Origin of the sequence: Aurantimonas sp. DM33-3 (genome assembly GCF_014334315.1) — a bacterium.
In the GTDB taxonomy this organism is placed as follows: Bacteria; Pseudomonadota; Alphaproteobacteria; order Rhizobiales; family Rhizobiaceae; genus Aurantimonas; species Aurantimonas coralicida.
On the sequence record NZ_JACSGS010000003.1, the window covers coordinates 203,026 to 223,085 of the forward strand.

General features: G+C 65.2%; 19 protein-coding genes. 6 read left to right on the forward strand and 13 right to left on the reverse strand.

Annotated features, from left to right (window positions below):
- The 7 genes from mnhG to H9Q09_RS05995 are packed head-to-tail and all read right to left on the reverse strand — an operon-like array spanning position 1 to position 6,092.
- The gene (gene mnhG, locus H9Q09_RS05965; protein ID WP_187390292.1) at positions 1 to 402 is read right to left on the reverse strand and encodes a monovalent cation/H(+) antiporter subunit G; all 402 of its coding nucleotides are present in this window, start codon (positions 400 to 402) and stop codon (positions 1 to 3) included.
- A complete protein-coding gene (locus H9Q09_RS05970; protein WP_187390293.1) occupies positions 399 to 773 on the reverse strand; it encodes a cation:proton antiporter in 375 nt (124 codons plus the stop codon). The genes mnhG and H9Q09_RS05970 overlap by 4 nt, the downstream gene beginning before the upstream one ends.
- A complete protein-coding gene (locus H9Q09_RS05975; protein WP_187390294.1) occupies positions 770 to 1,243 on the reverse strand; it encodes a Na+/H+ antiporter subunit E in 474 nt (157 codons plus the stop codon). Before H9Q09_RS05975 ends, H9Q09_RS05970 begins: the two co-directional genes overlap by 4 nt.
- Positions 1,240 to 2,940 carry a proton-conducting transporter membrane subunit gene (locus H9Q09_RS05980; RefSeq protein WP_187390295.1) on the reverse strand — a complete coding sequence of 567 codons (1,701 nt, stop codon included), beginning with the start codon at positions 2,938 to 2,940 and terminating at the stop codon, positions 1,240 to 1,242. Before H9Q09_RS05980 ends, H9Q09_RS05975 begins: the two co-directional genes overlap by 4 nt.
- Before the next feature lies 1 nt (position 2,941).
- Positions 2,942 to 3,319, reverse strand: a complete 378-nt coding sequence (locus tag H9Q09_RS05985; protein ID WP_187390296.1) for a Na+/H+ antiporter subunit C — start codon at positions 3,317 to 3,319, stop codon at positions 2,942 to 2,944.
- Positions 3,319 to 3,738, reverse strand: a complete 420-nt coding sequence (locus H9Q09_RS05990; RefSeq protein WP_187390297.1) for a Na(+)/H(+) antiporter subunit B — start codon at positions 3,736 to 3,738, stop codon at positions 3,319 to 3,321. Before H9Q09_RS05990 ends, H9Q09_RS05985 begins: the two co-directional genes overlap by 1 nt.
- Entirely contained in the window at positions 3,735 to 6,092 is a 2,358-nt protein-coding gene (locus H9Q09_RS05995) for a putative monovalent cation/H+ antiporter subunit A (protein ID WP_187390298.1), read from the reverse strand. The genes H9Q09_RS05990 and H9Q09_RS05995 overlap by 4 nt, the downstream gene beginning before the upstream one ends.
- Before the next feature lie 377 nt (positions 6,093 to 6,469).
- On the opposite strand from H9Q09_RS05995, the gene H9Q09_RS06000 reads away from it, so the two are divergent.
- Positions 6,470 to 8,593 (forward strand): S9 family peptidase, encoded by a 2,124-nt coding sequence (locus H9Q09_RS06000; RefSeq protein ID WP_187390299.1) that lies wholly within the window; start codon positions 6,470 to 6,472, stop codon positions 8,591 to 8,593.
- A 95-nt stretch (positions 8,594 to 8,688) separates the two neighbouring features.
- Here the strand turns inward: H9Q09_RS06000 and H9Q09_RS06005 are convergent, their stop codons facing one another.
- The 4 genes from H9Q09_RS06005 to H9Q09_RS06020 form a co-directional block, all read right to left on the reverse strand.
- On the reverse strand, positions 8,689 to 9,645 hold the full coding sequence (locus H9Q09_RS06005; RefSeq protein WP_187390300.1) for a cytochrome c: 957 nt from the start codon (positions 9,643 to 9,645) through the stop codon (positions 8,689 to 8,691).
- Between the two features lie 86 nt (positions 9,646 to 9,731).
- A complete protein-coding gene (locus tag H9Q09_RS06010; RefSeq protein WP_210315235.1) occupies positions 9,732 to 10,313 on the reverse strand; it encodes a cytochrome c in 582 nt (193 codons plus the stop codon).
- Positions 10,314 to 10,390: 77 nt separating this feature from the next.
- On the reverse strand, positions 10,391 to 10,993 hold the full coding sequence (locus tag H9Q09_RS06015) for a superoxide dismutase (RefSeq protein WP_024348991.1): 603 nt from the start codon (positions 10,991 to 10,993) through the stop codon (positions 10,391 to 10,393).
- Positions 10,994 to 11,129: 136 nt separating this feature from the next.
- Positions 11,130 to 11,993: a branched-chain amino acid aminotransferase gene (locus tag H9Q09_RS06020; RefSeq protein WP_187390301.1), complete on the reverse strand. Its 864-nt coding sequence runs from the start codon at positions 11,991 to 11,993 to the stop codon at positions 11,130 to 11,132.
- 195 nt (positions 11,994 to 12,188) lie between these two features.
- On the opposite strand from H9Q09_RS06020, the gene H9Q09_RS06025 reads away from it, so the two are divergent.
- From H9Q09_RS06025 to H9Q09_RS06035, 3 genes are all read left to right on the forward strand, one after another.
- Positions 12,189 to 12,851 (forward strand): haloacid dehalogenase type II, encoded by a 663-nt coding sequence (locus H9Q09_RS06025; protein ID WP_187390302.1) that lies wholly within the window; start codon positions 12,189 to 12,191, stop codon positions 12,849 to 12,851.
- Positions 12,852 to 12,986: 135 nt separating this feature from the next.
- On the forward strand, positions 12,987 to 13,691 hold the full coding sequence (locus H9Q09_RS06030) for a L,D-transpeptidase (RefSeq protein WP_024348994.1): 705 nt from the start codon (positions 12,987 to 12,989) through the stop codon (positions 13,689 to 13,691).
- Positions 13,692 to 13,853: 162 nt separating this feature from the next.
- Positions 13,854 to 15,425, forward strand: coding sequence for an FAD-dependent oxidoreductase (locus tag H9Q09_RS06035; RefSeq protein ID WP_246716026.1), 1,572 nt, complete (start codon positions 13,854 to 13,856; stop codon positions 15,423 to 15,425).
- Between the two features lie 42 nt (positions 15,426 to 15,467).
- Here H9Q09_RS06035 and H9Q09_RS06040 read toward each other — a convergent pair whose 3' ends face one another.
- Complete coding sequence (locus H9Q09_RS06040; protein WP_155898361.1) at positions 15,468 to 15,707, reverse strand: TM2 domain-containing protein; 240 nt, start codon at positions 15,705 to 15,707, stop codon at positions 15,468 to 15,470.
- A gap of 113 nt (positions 15,708 to 15,820) precedes the next feature.
- Positions 15,821 to 17,491, reverse strand: a complete 1,671-nt coding sequence (locus H9Q09_RS06045) for a helicase HerA-like C-terminal domain-containing protein (protein WP_187390304.1) — start codon at positions 17,489 to 17,491, stop codon at positions 15,821 to 15,823.
- A gap of 199 nt (positions 17,492 to 17,690) precedes the next feature.
- Between H9Q09_RS06045 and H9Q09_RS06050 the strand changes: the two genes are divergently transcribed.
- Positions 17,691 to 18,065: a DUF2267 domain-containing protein gene (locus H9Q09_RS06050; RefSeq protein WP_187390305.1), complete on the forward strand. Its 375-nt coding sequence runs from the start codon at positions 17,691 to 17,693 to the stop codon at positions 18,063 to 18,065.
- 179 nt (positions 18,066 to 18,244) lie between these two features.
- The gene (locus tag H9Q09_RS06055; RefSeq protein ID WP_187390306.1) at positions 18,245 to 19,972 is read left to right on the forward strand and encodes an HWE histidine kinase domain-containing protein; all 1,728 of its coding nucleotides are present in this window, start codon (positions 18,245 to 18,247) and stop codon (positions 19,970 to 19,972) included.
- The last annotated feature ends 88 nt before the right edge of the window (positions 19,973 to 20,060 follow it).

Sequence of the window (20,060 nt, forward strand, 5' to 3'; positions counted from 1 at the left end):
TCAGGCCGGCCCGCCGTTCCGGTCGGCAGGAACGGTCGGATGAGGCGTCTGGGACGCTTTCGTCGTCGGTTGAACCGGCGGCATTTCGTCGAGCACCGACTGCGGCCAGAGCTGATAACCGACCGCATAGGACGCCTTGGCGAGAAGGTGGGCGGACAGCGGTGCTGTGAGCAGGAAGAACGCGACCGCAGCGAGCGCCCGAAGCGCCACCGGCGTCGAATCCGCCGTCAGGGCGAGTGCGATCAGCAGCATGCCCGATCCGACCGATCCGGCCTTCGAGGCCGAATGCATGCGGGTGTAGAGGTCCGGCAGCCGCAGGATGCCCAGCGCCGCAATGGCGGCAAAGGCGGCTCCCGCCAGCATCAGGAGCGCGGAGACGATGAGGACGAGGTCGGCGATCATTTCGTCTTCCCTTCCTCGAGCGGCTCGACGTGACGCGATTGCGGATCGCGGAGCGGCAATGCCTCGAAGCGTTCTTCCTCGGTCTTTCCGCGTGCCTGGATGAACCGGGCGAAGGCTACCGTTGCCAGGAAGCCGACGAGGCCGAGCGCGATCGCGATATCGACATAGAGCGTGAAGCCCGTGTCGATGCCGATGACGGCGATGAAGCCGATGGCGACACTGGTCAGCATGTCGAGGCCGAGCACCCGGTCCGGCAGCGTCGGCCCGACCATGATGCGGATGACGGTGAAGAGGAAAGCGAGGCCCAAGAGCACCAGCGCGACATCCACGGAGATCGCGAAGAGGCCCACAGCGAAATCATGAAGGCTCATCGGAACGCCTCCAGGATCTTGGCCTCGAACCCGGTGGCGATATCCGCGCGGGCAGCTTCGGGATCAGAACAGTCGATGGCGTGGACATACAGGGTCGAACGATCCTCGGACACGTCGACCGACAGCGTGCCCGGCGTCAGGGTGATGAGGTTGGCCAGCAGGGTGATCTCGAAATCGCTCTCCACCTTCAGCGGATAGGCGAAGATCCCGGGTTTCAGATCCATGTGCGGCTTCAGCACCAGGACCGCCACACGCCAGGCCGACTTGATGAGCTCGACGAGGAACAGCAGGAACAACGCGAAGATCCGCCGCGCGCGGCCAATATAACCGACCGTGCCGACCTGTTCGCGGATGAGGTAGAGCGCGGCCGCACCGAGCGCGAAGCCGAACAGAAGATTGATCAGCGTGAATGACCCGGAGACGATGACCCAGATCAGCGCCAGAACAAGGTTGAAGAGCGAAAGCCTCACGACGCGCCTCCGAACACCGATTGCAGATACGCTGCCGGATCAAGGACGCCTGCCGCCGCCGCACTGGTCAGGTTCGCCAGCCATTCGGGCCATACACCGGCGGCAACCACGAACGCGGCCAGCGCCAGCAGCGGAATGAGCGACAACGGCTTGTCCGGTCCCGGCGCCTGGAATTGCTCCCTCTCGATCTGACCGGCTTCGGCATCGCTACCTGCTGCGCTCATTGCCGGCAGCGGCCGCCAGAAAGCCAGGGCGAAGACCCGGGCACTGGCGATGGTCAGCAGGAAGCCCGACACCAGAATGGTCGCCGCAAGCCAAGGCAGATCGGCGAGGATCGTCGCGCGAACCAGCGCAACCTTGGGCCAGAACCCCGAGAAGGGCGGCAGGCCCGAGACGCCGAACAGGAACACCAGCATGAGAGCGGCCAGCAACGGATAGCGGCGCCATAGTCCGCCCATCTCGGCCAGTGACGAGGAGCCGTTCAGACGCGCCGCGACGCCCGCCGCCAGATACAGCGCCGTCATCACGACGATGGAATGCAGCGCGTAGTAGATCGCTCCGGCAAGACCCGTCTGGGCCGCGGGCGCTACGGCGGCGGTTGCGGCCATGGCAGCGCCAGCGTCGGCTTGCGCGACCATCACGGACGCGACCTGCGGCACGGCGAGACCGGCAAGAATCGTGCCGATACCCGCGATCACCATGTAGTTCAGAAGCCGGCGGAGATCGGTCTGTGCCAGCGCGCCGAGCGCACCCAGAAGCATCGTCAGACCGGCGATCCAGGCGATCAGCGGCACCAGCACCTGATGCTCGGGCGGAAACAGCATCATCAGGACGCGCATGATGCCGTAGACGCCGACCTTGGTCAGCAGGCCCGCGAACAGCGCCGACACGACGAAGCGCGGCGTATGATAGGAGGCCGGCAGCCAGGCGTTCAGCGGGAAGGCCGCCGCCTTCAGCGCGAAGGCGACAAGATACATGACGGCGATGATGGTGACGGCGCTGTCACCCTCCATTGTCGCGGCCTTCGCCGCGATGTCGGCCATGTTGAGCGTGCCGAACACACCGTAGAGATAAGCGGTGGTGATCAGGAACAGCGTCGTGCCGACGAGGTTCAGGAAGCAGTACTTGGTCGCGCCGTCGAGCTGCTCGTGCTCTGAGCCCAGGATCAGGAGCCCGAACGACCCGATCAGCAGCACCTCGAGCCAAACATAGAGGTTGAAGATGTCGCCGGTCAGGAAGGCACCGGAGACACCGCCGATCATCAGGAACAAGAACGGGTAAAAACCATAGCGCCGCTCGGTCGGGGAGATGGAGGCGACGGCATAAATGCCGCAGGCCAGCGCCACGAAACCGGTTACGGCAACAAACAACGCCCCCATCAGATCGACCGTGAAGGCGATGCCGAAGGGCGGCTTCCAGCCGCCCATCATCATGGTCTGCGTTCCCTCGGTCGCGACCTTGGCGAGAAGCGCGAGATCCACGGCGAACAGCAATGCGAGGCCGGGGATAGCAACCCAGGGCTGGCGCCCCGTGCGCTTGCGCATCATCAGGAGCCCTGCCCCGAAAATGAAGCAGATCACCACCGGCAGCACGATGAGATAGTCCGACGCGGCAACGGGGCCGGTCGTCATCGCCTCGGCCTTCAGTGCCGCCAGTTCGCTATATCCGCCCGTATCCGCGGTGCCTGTCGTCGCCATGTCAGTATCCCAGGGGCGGAAGCCCCTGGTCCTCGGGTTCTGCGATGCGCATCTGGTCGGTGTCGTCGGTGCCAAGGTCCTGATAGGCGCGATAGGTCAGCACCAGCAGGAAAGCGAAGAAGGAAAACGAGATCACGATCGCGGTCAGAATCAGTGCTTGCGGCAAGGGATTGGCGATCGGCCCGTCCGGCGTAACCAGATCGGTGGGGATGATCGGCGGCGCGATCGGCCCGAGACGACCGGCTGTGAAGATCAGGAGATTGACCGCATTGCCGAGCAGTACGACGCCCAGCAGCATGCGGATGATGTGCTTGGACAGGAGCAGGTAGAAGGCGACGGCAAAGATACAGCCGACGACGACGGCGAGTGCAGTCTCCATCAGTCCGTCTCCCTTTCCTCGAGGGCGAGCCCGATCGTACTGATCGCACCGACGACGACGAGATAGACGCCGATGTCGAAGAACAGCGGCGTCGAGATTCCGACGTCACCGCCGAGGAATGCCGGAAAACTCCAGACGCCGGTGAGGAACTCGACGCTCACGACCATGGACACGACACCGGACAGGACAGCGAGCATCAGCCCGCTGCCGGCGATCGCCATGGGATGGAAATAGACAGCTCGCCGCACCGGCGCGACGCCACAGGCGATGCCGTAGATCGCAAAGGCCGATGCGGCGATCAGGCCGCCGATGAAGCCGCCGCCGGGCTCGTTATGGCCGCGCAACAGCACGAAGATCGAGAAAAGGACCATCAGGCTGGTCAGATACGGCGCGGTGAAACGGAAGATGACCGTTCTCATGGCGTCACCTCCATCGGATCGGCGGGTCGCGGATTACGGCGCTTCACCCGGACACGGATCAGCGCGAGAACGCCCAGACCGGTGGTCATCACCACGGCAATCTCACCCATCGTATCGATGCCGCGGAAGTCGACGAGGATGACGTTCACGATGTTGCGGCCATGGGCGATGGCGTAGCTGTAGCGTTCGAAGAAGTCCGAGAGGACGGAATCGAACGGCCGTTGAACGACTGCCAGCAGGAACAGGCCGAAGCCCGCGCCGGCCGCCGCCGCCAACGCCGCATCCGGCAGCTTCTCGCGGGTCGGGCGATGATCGGTCGGCGACAGCTTCAACCGGGTGATCGCGAGGGCGAGGATCACCACCGACAAGGTTTCGACCATGAACTGGGTGAAGGACAGGTCCGGCGCGCCCATCAGCATGAAGATGAGGGCGACGGCAAAGCCCTGGATACCCAGCGAGACGATCGCCGTCAGCCGGTTCTTGGCGACGACCACGGCGAAGAGACCGCACAGGAGCAGCGCCAGGACGATCCACTCGTAATAGGTGACCTGCGGGAATTCAGGCATCGCCGGCCAACCGCCCGTATAGGCCATCGCTCCGAACAGCGCTGCGGTCATCACCGCGACGGTCGCGGTCATGTAATAGTCGAGCCGGCCGGACTGCAGGAGGTTCGTGATCGCAAAGGCACCGCGGATCAGCCCGCGCATCGCCTGATCAAAGCCGTGATCGGGACCCCAACCGATCGCAGCGAGCAATGCGGTCAGCCCGGCGCGCAGCCGTTCCGACAGGAGATAGATCACCACGCCCAGCGCGATGGTCGCCATCGACAGGGCGAAGGCGAGGTTCAGATGCGGCATCCAGCCGATCTCGATCGCCACCGGCTCACCGACGGCCGCCGACGCCATCGGCGACGAGAAGAACGCGTGATAGGCGCCGTAGAACAGCCCGCCGACGAGGCCGCACACACCGAGGACGAGAGGCCCGAGCCAGATGGTCGGCGCACCCTCATGCGGATGATGGATGGTCTCCGGCATGCGGCCGATAAAGGGCTTCAGAGCCACAATGAAGGCCGCCGCGAACATCAGCGCATTGCCGGCGATCGCCGCGCAGATCAGGGCGATATGATACGGATCGCCATACTCCAGCGCATGATAGATTTCCTCCTTGGCGAGGAAACCGACGAAGGGCGTGATGCCGCCCATGGACAGCGCGCAGAGCAGCGCGGCCGCAAAGGTGATCGGCATCGCCCTGCCGAGGCCGCCCAAATGATCGATCTCGCGGGTGTGAGCGCCGTGGTCCACCGATCCGGCGACCATGAACAGGCCGCCCTTGAACAGCGAATGAGCGATCAGATAGAGCACCGCGCCGATGATCGCCGTTTCGGTTCCCACACCAATCAGCATCACCAGAAGGCCGAGCGATGCGACCGTCGTATAGGCCAGGGTGATCTTGATGTCCGTCGCCCGCACGGCGAGAAGCGCGCCCACCACCAGCGTCACCGCGCCGAACAGCGGCAGGATCGTCGTCCAGAGCGCGGTGTCGCCGAGCGCCGGATGCAGGCGCAGCAGGAGATAGACGCCGGCCTTCACCATCGTGGCCGAATGCAGATAGGCCGAGACCGGCGTCGGCGCTTCCATCGCGTTCGGCAACCAGACATGGAACGGCATCTGAGCAGATTTGGTGAAGGCGCCCGCCAGAACGAGAATCAGGATCGGAACGTAGAATCTGCTTTGGCGCAGCGCGTCACCGGCCGCGAGAACGTCGCTGAGCGAGGTCAGCCCCGTCAGCTCCCGGATCGCGATCAGCCCCGCCATCAGCGCCAGACCGCCGCCACCGGTGATCACCAGTGCCTGGATCGCGCCGCGCCGCGCAGCGCCCCGCTCATGGTCGAAGCCGATGAGCAGGAAGGAGGTGATCGAGGTAAGTTCCCAATAGACGATCAGCGTCATCAGGTCGTCGGACATGACGAGCCCGAGCATGGCGCCCATGAACATCAGCATGAAGGACAGGAAGCGTCCCTGATCCCGATGCCCGGCAAGGTAGCCGCCGGAATACAGGATGATCAGCGTGCCGATGCCGGTGATCAGCAGAGCGAAGGTCGAGGACAGGCCATCCAGCCGGAACGAGAACCGGACGTCGAAGGACGGGATCCAGTCGAGGCCGAAGAGAAACACGTTCCCGCCCGCCACTTCCGGCAGCGCGCCGAGGAAGATGAGGAACGCAAAGGCCGGTGCCAATGCCAGCACCCAGCACGAATGCTGCTTCAGGAAGCGGGTGAGGATGGGTGCCAGGGCCGCAGCGAGAAATGGCAGAGCGAGCGCGAGAAATCCGCTGTTGGCCTCGATCCCCGTCATGCGCTGCTTCGCTCCCCGTTTCCATCGATAGCGAAGCACACGCGTCGCATCATTGCCCCCTCATACGAAGCCAAGTTCGCTGCGGCAAGGCAACGTGTCTGACCAAGTTTTGATGGGACGAGCGTTCATCGATGATTGCGGGCGGCGGGTTGCGGCATCCCACCCCGGTGCATAGTTGGATGCGTAACCGCGGCCTTCGGCATGAGGCGCCGCGAACGCGGACGAAATGCTGGGGATAGCCCGGCGCAGGACGAGGTGTACCTGCCAGTGAATGGGGCTCTTTCCCAATTGTCCTCCCCACGACGTTCCGCACCCCTATCGGTGCAGCATCCGCGATATTGTCCGCCCTTCCCAGAGACGTCAGCAAGACAGGCTCGATGACCGACACCAAGACACCGCCGCACATCCCCGCACCGCCCCAGGCCGAACGCCGTCCGGTGACCGACATCCGCCACGGGCGTGAACGTTCGGACGAATACGCATGGCTGCGCGCGCCAAACTGGCAGGACGTGTTCAAGGACACGGCGGTGCTCGACCCGCAGATTCGCGATCATCTGGTTGCGGAGAACGCCTACCAGGAAGCCGTCATGGCCGGCACCACGGAACTGCGCGAGGCGCTGGTCAAGGAGATGCGCGGCCGGATCAAGGAGGATGATTCCTCCGTTCCGGCACCTGACGGACCTTGGGCCTACGGCATCTCCTATGTGACCGGTGCGGAATATCCCCGCTTCGTTCGCCGCCCGCGGGACGGCGGTGACGACGAGGAGGCCGTGCTTCTGGACGGACAGGTGGAGGCCGCCGATCGCGCCTATTTCTCGCTCGGCGGCATTGCCCATTCCACCGACCATCGCTGGCTCGCCTGGACGCATGACGACAAGGGCTCGGAGTTCTACACCCTTTCGATCCGCGACCTCGAGAACGGAAAGGATCTCGACTACACGATCGAGGACACCAGCGGCGGCGCCGCCTGGTCGGCGCGTTCCGACGGCTTCTTCTACACGCGTCTCGACAGCAATCACCGCCCGAGCCGGGTCTTCTACCATCGCCTCGGCAGCAATCCGCACGATGACCGCCTGATCTACGAGGAGACCGACACCGGCTTCTTCATGGATGTCGACAAGACCCAGTCCGGCGATTTCATGCTCATCGACATTCATGACCACGAGACGTCCGAATGCTGGCTGCTGCCGGCAAACAACCCCGCAGCCGAGCCGCGGCTCGTGGCCGAACGCGAGACCGGCGTCGAATACGACGTCGACGAGGGTGGCGGCTGCCTCTACATCCGCACCAATGCCGACGGCGCGCCGGACTTCAAGATCGTCACCGCGCCGACCGACGCGGCCAAACGCTCCGACTGGACGGACTATGTCCCGCATGAGAGCGGCCGGCTGATCCTCAACCACATGATCCTGAAGCGCCACCTCGTCTGGCTGGAGCGCAGGGACGGTCTGCCCCGGATCGTCGTCAAGCGCCTCTCGGATGGCGAGGAGCACGCCATCGCGTTCGAGGAGGAAGCCTATTCGCTGGGCCTTGCCGGCTCCTACGAATTCGACACGGACACGATCCGCTTCAGCTATTCCTCGCCGACGACGCCGAGCCAGACCTTCGATTACGATCTCGCCACACGCGAGCGCACGCTCTTGAAGACGCAGGAAGTCCCCTCCGGCCATGAGCCGGCGGACTACGTGACCCGGCGCATCATGGCGCCGGCGAAGGACGGCGAACTGGTGCCGATCTCGCTGCTCTACCGCAAGGATACGCCGCTCGACGGCTCGGCGCCGTGCCTTCTCTACGGGTACGGCTCCTACGGCATCGCGATCCCCGCCTCGTTCAACGCCAACGCGCTGTCGCTGGTCGATCGCGGTTTCGTCTATGCCATCGCCCATATCCGCGGCGGCAAGGACAAGGGCTTTGCCTGGTACGATGCCGGCCGTCGGCGCAACAAGGCCAACACCTTCACCGACTTCATCGCCTGTGCCGACCATCTCGTGGCGCAGAACTACACGCGCTACGAATGCATCGTTGCCCATGGCGGTTCGGCCGGCGGCATGCTCATGGGCGCCGTCGCCAACATGGCACCGGAAAAGTTCGGCGGCATCATCGCCGTCGTGCCCTTCGTCGACGTGCTCAACACCATGCTCGACGACACCCTGCCCCTGACCCCGCCGGAATGGCCCGAATGGGGCAACCCCATCCTGTCCGGCGAGGACTACGAGGTGATCGCGTCCTACAGCCCATACGACAATGTGAAGAAGCAGGCCTATCCGCCGATGCTGGTCCTTGCCGGGCTCACCGACCCGCGCGTGACCTACTGGGAGCCGGCGAAATGGGTCGCGCGCCTGCGCGACATGAAGACCGACGACAACCCGGTCATCTTGCGGACCAACATGGATTCCGGCCATGGCGGCGCTTCCGGCCGCTTCTCCAAGCTGGAGGAAGTCGCCTTCGTCGATGCCTTCGCGCTGCGGCTGATGGGCAAGGATACGCTGACCACCGGCTGATCCGAACGAGCGCATGGCGGGCGGGACAGCGCCGCCCGCCATGCCTGGGTATCAGCGAATGCGGCCGGCACCGACAGCACGGCAGCAGACTGGGCCTAATCCGAGGGCGATGCCTCGGCGGCCCCCGCATCCCTGTGTACTGCGGGGATCGCCTTCAGATAGGCCGCAATCGCCTCGCGGTCTTCGGCTGGCAGTCGGGCCATGTTCTCCTGTACGTCAACCATCGCGCCGCCGACGGAATCGAAGTCGGGGGTGAAGCCGCTTTCCAGGTAATAGGAGATGTCGCTGGCCGACCAGCCGCCGATCCCTGACGGCGACGGCGTGATGTTGGGCACGCGCCCCTCGCCTTCCGGGCTGGGCGCGCCGGCCAGCCATTGTTTCAGTTCCAGCCCGCCGGCTCCGCCAAAACTGCGCGGCGTATGGCACTGGCCGCAATGGCCCGGCCCCTCGACGAGATACTGCCCATCATGCGCCAGCGCCGGGGCATCCGCCGGCAGGTTTACTGCGGGTTCGCCATTGCCGAGGAAGGCGAGTTTCCACAGCCCGACCCCGCGGCGCAGATTGAACGGGAAGGTCAGCGCGTTCGACGGGGCCTTGCCCTCGACCTCCGGCAGACCTTGCAGGAAGGCCCAGAGATCGGCCACATCGGCCAACTGCATGTTGACGTAGGACGTATAGGGGAAGGCTGGATAGAAATGCCGGCCGGCGGGATCGACGCCCCGCTGCATCGCATTGGCGAAATCCGCAAAGCTCCAGCTCCCGATTCCGTCGACCGGATGGGGAGAGATGTTCGGTGCGTAGAACGTGCCGAAATCGGTCTCGAGCGGTGCCCCGCCGCCGAGTTTCAGAAGATCGTCGTCCTTCGCCTTGGCCGGCGCGTGACACGACGCGCAGCCACCCGCCCAGAAGAGCCGTTCGCCCTTCGTGGCGTCGCCGGCCGGGACCCCCGTCAAGGTCGCGGCATTGAGGCGCTGCGGCATGGTCAGGAGATAGAAACCGCCCGCCCCCAGGACGACGAGGAGAAAGAGGCCCGTCAGGATCCGGTCGAGCATCGCACCGATCCCGGATCATCCCGCCGGCCGCACAAACGGCCAGCCTCGCCCGATTGCGACTGCGTCGGCGTCATGCCGCGATCCGCCTATTTGTCCTTGTCGATGCGGAATTCCTCGTGGCAGCCCTTGCAGTTCTGGGTGACCATGCCGAATGCCTGCTTGAAGGACTCCATGTCCTGCGGCGCGGCATCGATGGCAGCCTGGGTGTCCTCCTGGAACTTGACGAGTGCTGCCTCGAACTCATCCGGCTTTTCCCAGATCGCCGGCGCCGCTTCGGTGTCGTTGCCGGTCTTGCTGTCCTCGGGAAAGTAGTCGCCGAACTTCATCGCCACGTCGTGCATCTCGGTGAAGATCGCCGCGACCTTCGCGGCATCGAAGGGAGCCTCACCCTTGAGCATTGCGCCGCCGGCCTTGGCGGAGTCGCCATTGTCTTCCATCAGCGCCTGACGGGCCTCGATAGGTTCGACATTCTGCGCGAAGGCGGGGACCATGGTTGCGGCGGACAGGACGACACCCGCAGTGACGACGATGAGTTTGCTCTGCAGCATGTAAACTCTCCCGGTATTCCGGCCAGAACAGCCGGTGCGGTGAAAGTTGAAACCAGATCCAGCAACCGTGCAATCTTGAAAACTCGTCGTCGCGCTCACGATCACGTGGGGTGCCAACATGAAAAAGGCCCCGCGACGGATGCCGCAGGGCCTTCATGGGCAAACCGGTCAGGGTCGACCGGTAAGGATGGCCGCGATCAGGCGGTCGCCTTCTCGTAGCATTCGAGCACGTGATCCCAGTTGATCAGATTGTCGACGAAGGCCGACAGGTACTTCGGGCGCGCGTTGCGGTAGTCGATGTAATAGGAATGCTCCCACACATCGACGCCGAGGATCGGCACGGCGCCGTGAACCAGCGGGTTCTCGCCGTTCGGCGTCTTCATGATCTCGAGCTTGCCGTTCTTGACGGCAACCCAGGCCCAGCCCGAACCGAACTGGCCGGCACCGGCGGCCTCGAAATCGGCCTTGAACTTGTCGTAGCCGCCGAGATCGCTGTCGAACGCGGTCTGCAGCTTGCCCGGCAGGCTCTTGCCGCCACCATTCGGCGTCATCCACTGCCAGAAATGGATGTGGTTGTAGTGCTGGCCGGCATTGTTGAAGAGCGCCTGATCGGTGCCGTAGGACTTCTTGACGACCTCCTCCAGCGACAGATCGGCCATGCCGGCCTTCTCGGCCAGCTCGTTGCCCTTGGTCACATAGGCCTGATGATGCTTGTCGTGATGAAACTCGAGCGTTTCGGCAGACATGTAGGGTCCCAGCGCGTCATAGGCGTAGGGAAGCTCCGGAAGCGTGAAAGCCATGGTCCGTCTCCTTCTGTTGGTGTCGTTAGGGGCGCAACGGCTCAACACAGGGAGTGTTTCCGCCACGCGCAAAAATCGGCGAGAACGAAGCTAGTGCCAACGGTCGCATTTGCCACCGTTTTTCGGCCAGTCCTTCCTACGCTGCCCTGCGGGCGAATGACCAGTACAGTTCGCGCGCCTCGGCATAGACGGCGCCTGCCTGCATCGGCCGGTCCTCGATGCCGACGACCGGCACGACCTTGGAATGATTGCCCGTCGAGAATATCTCGTCCGCGTCGCGAAACTGGGCGACCGTCAGGGTCGTTTCGACCACCTCGCGGCCGGCCTCGCGCAGCAGCGCAATGATGCGCTGGCGCGTGATCCCGTTCAGGAAGCAGCCATTCGGGACCGGAGTGAAGACGACGCCGTCCTTGACCATGAAGAGGTTGGACGTGCCGGTTTCGGCGACATTGCCGAGCATGTCGAGGACCAGCGCATTGTCGAAGCCGCGCGACTTGGCCTCCATGATCGCCCGGCCGTTGTTCGGATAGAGGCAGCCGGCCTTCGCCAGCGTCGGCATGGTCTCCGGTGTCGGGCGGCGGAACGGCGACACGCCGAGGGTGAAACCGGAGGACGCGATCATCGGCGATTCGTAGAGGCACAGGCAGAAGCGCGTGGTCGCGGCATCGGCAGGAACGCCCATGTAGCCGCCGTCCTCGGCCCAGTACATCGGCCGGATATAGACCGCCGTCTTGCCGTCGAAATCCTGCAGGCCCTCGTGGGTGAGGCGGACGATCTCGTCGGCCGCCATCGTCGCCTTCAGGCCAAGCGCCTCGGCCGACCGGTTGACGCGCTCGCAATGAAGGTCGAGATCCGGCGCGACGCCTTCGAACCAGCGCGCCCCGTCGAACACCGAACTCCCGAGCCACATGGCGTGGCTGCGCGGACCGATCAGGCCGGGGTTGCCGTCGTGCCACTGGCCATCGACGAAGGTGCGGGTACGGGAAAATTCCTGCGGCATGGCCGGCTCCGGATTGGCTCTGCATGAAGCGTGGGGCACGGCGCGGCCCCTGCCCGTCCATAGCGCAGCAGCAACGTCTCGTCACGCGCCGGGCCGAGGCAGCCGCGAATGCGATCGCGATGCCTTCTCGGCCTTTCAATCGCGAGACCCTGCCCATATGACCCAACGGGGCCCGGCAACCCGAGGGAGACGTCCTTGCATTCAGTCTATGTGTTCGACGCCTATGGCACGCTGTTCGACACCGGCGCCGCCGTCGCTCGCCTGGCGGGCGAGATTGGCGAGGACGGACGTCTGCTGGCGGACATCTGGCGCCGCAAGCAGCTGGAATATTCCTGGGTGCGCAGCCTGATGGGCGGCGCCCATCGCAATTTCTGGGATCTGACGGAAGACGCGCTCGACTACGCATTCCAGAAGGTTCCGACAGCCGATCCGTCCCTGCGCGGTCGTCTCCTGGAAGCCTACCGGGACCTTGATACCTTCGAGGAAGTGCCCTCGACGTTGCGTGCCCTGCGCGACCGCGGCGCGCGTCTGGCGATCCTGTCCAATGGCTCCCGCGACATGCTGGCGCGCGCCGTTCGCTCCGCCGGTCTCGATGACGTCTTCGACATCGTCTTTTCCGCCGAGGATTGCGGGACCTACAAGGCGGCGCCCGCCATGTACGATCTGGTGACGACGCACTTCCGGCTCTATCCGGATGCGGTCTCCTTCCAGTCCTCCAACCGTTGGGACATCGCCGGCGCGACCGCCTTCGGCTTCCACACGGTCTGGATCAACCGCGGCGGCGAACCGGACGAGTATCTGGACCTGCAGCCGAGCGGGGTCCTGCCCGATCTGCGGGATTTGCCGAAACTCGTTTGAGCGGCGTTTTCCTTCCTGGTCAAACACCTGTGATGGCTGCGGAACCTCTCCGAAGTCCGCAGGTTTAGCCTGCAAATGCAAAAAAGCGGGGCGCGTCTACCGATCCCGCCAAGAACAATCGAAGGCTGGACCACAATGGAAAATTCCGCACATTTCTCGCGGCGCAGGCTGCTCCTGGGCTTCGGCATCGGCGCGACTGCACTTGCTGCTGGCTGCACCAGCGGCTCGCGCGCGCGCATCGCCTCCGTCGCCCCCTACCCGGCCCCGCAGGGCGGCGCTCCCGCACGGTATCGCGCCATGTACGACGCCGTGGTGGATGAAGGCTACCGGATCCCGGCCATCGATCTGAGCCGCGTCGATCCGATCTACTACCGGCAGGAAGTCGCCGATCCCACCGGCGAGAAGCCCGGCACGGTCGTTGTCGATACCGCCAACAAGTTCGCCTATGTCGTCGAGCCCGGCGGCCGCGCCATGCGTTATGGCGTCGGCGTTGGTCGCGAAGGCTTTGGCTGGTCGGGCCGGGCGAAGATCCAGTGGAAGAAGAAGTGGCCGACCTGGACGCCGCCGAAGGAGATGATCGCCCGCAAGCCGGAACTGGCTCAATATGCCGACGGCATGGAGCCGGGCATCGACAACCCTCTGGGGGCGCGTGCGCTGTATCTGTTCCAGAACGGCAAGGACACGCTGTATCGCCTGCACGGGTCGCCGGAATACTGGACCATCGGCACGTCGGGTTCTTCGGGCTGCATCCGCTTCATGAACCAGGACATCATCGACCTGTATGATCGCGTTCCGTCGGGTTCGCCTGTTCTGGTCCGCCAGGGCGGTCTCGTCGCCTGATCGCAGAACTAATTTTCTTCAGACAAAAGGGGCGAGCGGCCGAACCGCTCGCCCCTTTTGCTTGCCGGATCACTGCCGCGGCCCGAGGTCGCGGACGGAACGTCCGCACTTGCGCCCCGTTGGCTGGAAGACTTCCAGATCCGGCCAAGGGACCGCATTTCCATGAAACATGACGTCTGCGCACTCGCCGACCTGCCGGAAACCGGCATGACCGAAGTCGAGATTGACGGCCTGAAGGTGCTGCTCATCCGCGACGGCGACACGGTTCACGCCACGGGCGCGATCTGCACGCACAAGGGCGCGCCGCTGAAGAACGGGACCCGCATTGGCAACCGGGTCATCTGCCCGTGGCATCACGCCATCTTCGACCTGACCAGCGGCGACCACATCGAGCCGCCGGGACAGGGCTGCCTCAACCATTTCACCACCGAGATCGCCTCAGGCCGGGTCCATGTCGACATTCCCGACGGCGCCGGCGTCCATCGGCCCGAGGTGGATCCCGCGGCGCGCAAGGCAGGCGGTGACCGTCTCTTCGCCATCGTGGGTGCCGGGGCTGCCGGCGTTGCCTGCGCCCAGGAACTGGTGCGCCGCGGTTTCGACGGCCGTATCGTCTTGTTCGGCGACGAAGGCGAACCGCCCTACGACCGCACCGATCTGTCCAAGGTCTACATGCAGGGCAAGAAATCCGACGCGGACCTGCCGCTCCTTGGCGACGACGGTCTCGACGCGATCGGGGTCGAACGGATGACCGAGCCCGTCGAACGGATCGACCGTGCCACGCGCACCATCCAGTTCTGCGGCAAGGACGGCGTCAATTCGGGTCTCGTCTACGACAAATGCTTCGCCGCACCGGGCAGCCGTGCCGGCACACTCCCGCTCGACAATGCCGGCCTGCCGAACGTCTTCACTTTGCGCAGCCATGACGACGCCGGGGCGATCAAGGGCGCTGTCGATGCCGCCAACCGGGTCGTCATCATCGGCTCCGGCTTCATTGGCATGGAGATCGCCGCGGGGCTTGTCCAGAACGGCAAGACCGTCACCGTGATCTCCCGCGAGACCCTGCCCTTCGCCTCGAAATTCGGGGACGCGGTGGCCGGCCAGATCGCAGCCCAGCACCGGGCCAAAGGCGTCGATCTGCGCGCCAATTCGGTCGTCTCCGAACTGGAGGCGAAGCACGGCAAGGTCGAGACGGTTCATCTGGCCGACGGCACCCGAGTTCCGGCCGACATCGTCCTCATCGCCGTCGGCGCCAGGCCCCGCCTGGAGATCTTCGGCGACGACGTTGCAGGCGGGCTCGATGTCGCCGCCGATCTGTCGGTGGATGCAGGCCTGTTTGCTGGCGGCGACGTGGCAAACTTTCCGCTGGCGGGGCGGGACTACAGCACGCGCATCGAGCATTGGCGGGTCGCCGAGCAGCATGGCCGCCATGCCGCCGCCGCGATGCTCGGGGAAGCCGGTGCCTTCGATGGCGTGCCGTTCTTCTGGTCAGCCCAGTACGGCCCGATCCACTATGTCGGAAACGCTCGGACCTACGACGACGTTCACATCGAGGGCGATCTCGACGCGGGCAGCTATACCGCCTTCTACATCGTCGCCGGCCGCGTTGTGGCGGCACTGGGTCGGGGCAAGGCCGATACGACGGCCGATCTGCACGCGGTCATGCTGAGCGACCGCACGCCAGCCGTTGCGGATCTCGCTGCGGCCGGCTGGCAACCCGCAAGGCTGCTGCACTGACCCCAGACAGGACGGCGGCGCATCTGCGCCGCCCCCAGCGTCTTACGAGAGGCGGCCCCGCTCGCGCTCCATCATGTCGATGCGGCTTTCGAGGTTTTCCTCGCGGACCATGCCCGGGATCAGGAAGAGGTCGATGATCTGCCCGATGCCGAGCAGACCGAGGGTCAGGAGCCACAGCAACCCGGTCCATGGCCGGCCGAGATAGAACCGGTGCAGCCCGCAGATCCCGGCAAAACAGAGAAGCCAGAGGATGTAGGATGCGAGTGTCGACTTCCGGTTCATGCCCATTCCTTCCATTCCGCGTCACCGAACAGATGGGGACGGGCGCGCCGGTTTGAAAGCCGCCGCCCTGGTCCCGGCGCCGCCGCGAACGAGGCGCATCTACTCGGTTCGCGTCACTTCCCGCGTTTCAGGCTGCCGAGAACGCCGCGCAGGATCGCCCGGGTCACCGTCGAGGCGACCGTGCGGCCGACCTGCTTCATGATGGTCTCGGTCACGGTCTGACGCTGATAGCCCGACGAACGCCGACGGGGTGCCGAGCGGCGGCGCGGTGCGGGCTCTGCCTCCTCCACCTCCTGGGTATCGTCGCGGCCATCGCCGCCAAGGCCGAAATCGGGAAGCTGGAAACCGGTCCGCGTCCGGCGAGGCGGCGGCGCGTCCCGCTCCTCCTCTTCACGGCGGCGCGCAGCGTCGGCGCGGCGTGCCGCTTCTTCCTTCCGCTCGGCTTCCAGTCGGCGCTGCTCTTCTTCCTGCGCGAGCTGATCCTCGGCCCGGCCGATGAGCATCTCATAGGCAGATTCCCGATCGACGGCATGGTCGTACTGGCCCGCGACCGGGCTCTTCGCCATCGTTTGCGCCCGCTCCGCCTCGGTTACCGGACCGAGCCGGCCGGCCGGCGGGCGGATCAGCGTACGCTCGACCATCGAGGGCACGCCCTTCTTGTCGAGGGTCGAGACCAGGGCCTCGCCGACGCCGAGCTGGGTGATGGCCTCGAAACAGTCGAATTCCGGGTTCGGACGGAAGGTCTCGGCCGCCGTGCGCACGGCCTTTTGCTCGCGCGGCGTATAGGCCCGCAACGCGTGCTGAACCCGGTTGCCGAGCTGGGCCAGCACGCCCTCGGGCATGTCGAGCGGGTTCTGCGTCACGAAATACACGCCGACGCCCTTGGAGCGGATCAGCTTCACCACCTGCTCGACCCGGTCGACGAGGATCTTCGGCGCGTCGTCAAACAGCAGATGCGCCTCGTCGAAGAAGAAGACGAGCTTCGGCTTGTCCGGGTCGCCGACCTCCGGCAGTTCCTCGAACAGCTCCGACAGCAGCCAGAGCAGGAAGGTCGCGTAGAGCCGCGGATTCATCATCAGCTGGTCGGCGGCCAGCATGTTGACGATGCCGCGCCCGTCCCGGTCCGTGCGCATCAGGTCGGCGATCGCCAGCGCCGGCTCGCCGAAGAAATTCTCCGCCCCCTGCTGTTCCAGAACCAGCAGCGACCGCTGGATCGCGCCGACCGAAGCCTTGGCGACATTGCCGTAGAGCTTCGAGACATCGTCGGCATTCTCGGCCACATGGGCCAGCATCGCCTGCAGATCCTTGAGATCGAGGAGCAGCATCCCCTCCTCGTCGGCGATCTTGAAGACGATGTTGAGGACGCCTTCCTGCGCGTCGGAGAGGTTCATCAGCCGCGAGAGCAGGAGCGGCCCCATCTCGGAGATGGTGGCGCGGATCGGGTGGCCCTTTTTGCCGAACACGTCCCAGAACACGACGGGATAGAGGTCGTGGTAATAGGGATCGAGACCGATGGCCTCGGCCCGGGCGACGAGGAAATCCTTGCCCTCGCCGCGCTGCGACACGCCCGACAGATCGCCCTTGATGTCGGAGCAGAACACCGGCACGCCGGCTTCCGAAAAGCCTTCCGCCAATATCTGCAGGGTCACCGTCTTGCCGGTACCGGTCGCCCCCGTCACCAGGCCGTGGCGATTGGCGCGTGTCAGGTCGAGATACTCGCCCTTCTTGATCGCGTCCTTCGGGTCGCGGCTGGATCCCAGATATATCCGACCGTCTTCGAGCATGCGGCGTCCCCCTCTTGCGGAGGCCGGAGCTTACATGCCGGTCTTCCGGCGACACAAGCGCACATCAGGGCCCTGTCGCCGATTGCAATTGCGCGCCCCCGCCGGCTTTGCCAAAGTCCCGCTGATTCGCGCCGACCCTGCAAGGGCCGGTTTTTAGCGGCATGTCCGGGGCAGAGCCTCCGATCCAAGAGGACCATCCATGCACGAGTTGTTCGCCAAGATTGCCGCCGAGACGGGTATCGACGAGGCCGCCGCCAAGAAGGCTGTCGGGCACATCCTCGCCTTCGTGAAGGCCGAAGGGGACGATCCGGCCGTCGCGAAGATGATCGCCGAGACGCCCGGCGCCGAAGACGCGATGGCGACCGCCGGCGAAGGCGGCAGCGGCGGCCTGATGGGCGGCATGCTCGGCGGCGGCATCATGGGCCTCGGCTCCAAGCTCATGGGCCTCGGCCTGGGAATGGGCGAGATCCAGACCGTGGCGCGCGAGCTTGTGGCTTTCGCCAAGACCCAGACCGACCCGGAGACCGTCGACAAGGCCCTCTCCTCCGTGCCCGGCCTGTCGCAGTATATCTGAGCGGCAGCGCCCCGGACGCCATGACATCGCCGGCCTCGCTACGGGGCCGGCCACCTTTCCGCGCAGACCGCCAGCCGCGCGCTGGATAAAGCCGTTGCCTTCGCCTATGGTCTTGGCGAAAAACGGAAATGTGGCCGTGTTGAAGGAACACGACGTCATCGGGGGAGCGAGGTCCTTGAATGACATCTGATCCGATCAGCGCCGAACCGGGCGCCACCCCTCAGCATGTGTCCCGGCTGCGTTCTTCGCTGACGCGTTCGTGGGCTGCCGGGTCGTCCAACCTTTCCCGCCTGTTCCGGCGACCGCCGCTCCTCGCCCATCTGGTGCTGTTCGCGGTCATCGTCCTGATCCCGGCTTTGCTGTTCAGCGCATTCCTGATCCTGCAATTCTCCGCCCAGCAGCGCGAGATCGCCGCCGCTCAGGTCAACGACACCGCCGAGATCATCTCCAACGCGGTCGATCGTGAGATCTACGGCATGATCACCACCGGCCGGGTGCTGGCCTCCTCGCCGTCCCTGGAAGAGGGTGAACTTGCCGGGTTCCACGCACGCACGGTCGCGGCGCTGAAAACCACCAACACCGATGCCGCGCTCGTGGAGCCGAACGGTCGGATCGTCGCCTCGACGCTGGATCCCTACCCGGCTCCGGTTCGCGCCATGAGCTACACCGAAACCGTCGACCGGGTGCGCAAGACCCGTCAGCCGACCGTGTCCGGCGTGTTCTTCGGCGATCGCTCCGAACGCTTCGTGTTCCACGTCGCGGTGCCGGTATTTCGCGGCAACGACGTCTCCTACGTCCTGATCATCAGCAAGGCCGCGGATACGCTCAGCGCGGTGATCGCCGACCGCAACCTGCCGCGCGAATGGTCCGCCATCATCAAGGATTCGAACGGCAAGCGGGTCTTCGCCGCGGTCACCAGCGAAGGCCGGATGGAGGCCCAGCAGGGAATTTCCTACGACAATCCCTCGATCATCGAGACGCTCGGCGCCCGCATGAGCCGCGACCTGATCGAAGCCTCCACCGTATCCAGCCTGACCGGATGGACGACCACGCTCGCCGTGCCCAACTCGGTCATCGTGCAGCCCGTCCTGCGATCCTGGCTGTTGCTGATCAGCGCCGGCACGGTGCTTCTGATGTTCTCGATCGTGCTGGGAATCCTGCTTGGTCGCCGCATTGCCGCACCGATCCTGCAATTGTCCAAGCAGGCTGCCGCCATCGGCGCCGGCGAGCCAGCGGCGACGATCGGCACCGACATCGCCGAGGTTGCCGAGGTGTCGAAGGTCCTCGCCCAGGCGTCCCGCGCGCGCCGCGACGCCGAGGAACAGAACCGCTTCCTGATGCGCGAGATGACCCATCGCGCCAAGAACCAGTACGCACTGATCGCGGCCATCGCGCGTCGCGCAGCCAAGGAAAGCGCCGACACCACGCAATTCCTGGCGACCCTCTCCGAGGCGCTGAGTTCGCTGGCCCGCTCGGCCGATCTCCTGTCGAGCCGCGCCTGGGAAAGCGCCATGGTCAAGGACCTCGTGCATGCCCAGCTCCAAGCCTTCGGCGCCGGCGGGGAGCAGATCGAGGTTCGTGGTCCGTCCGTCCGGCTGAACCCGACCGCTGCCCAGACCCTCGGCCTCGCCTTGCACGAACTGGCCACGAACGCCGTCAAATACGGCGCTCTGTCGACGTCGGAGGGCAAGGTCGTGATCTCCTGGTCGATGGATGCCGAGTTCACCATCACCTGGAGCGAGAGCGGCGGACCGCCCGTGATCGAGCCCAAGCATTCGGGATTCGGCACGCTGGTTACCCAGAAGATGACCTCGCGCGGCCTGAACGGCTCGGTCGAGATGGACTACGCGGTCTCGGGCGTGGTGTGGCAATTGCGAGCGCCCTCTGACGCCGTGATCCCGCATTAGCTCGCACGGGCAAGCGCGGGTCTGGCCAGACGCGAGGGCAACGCCAGTTTCGTTTCCCGGCCGGACAGCCTATGGAAGCAGCCGGACG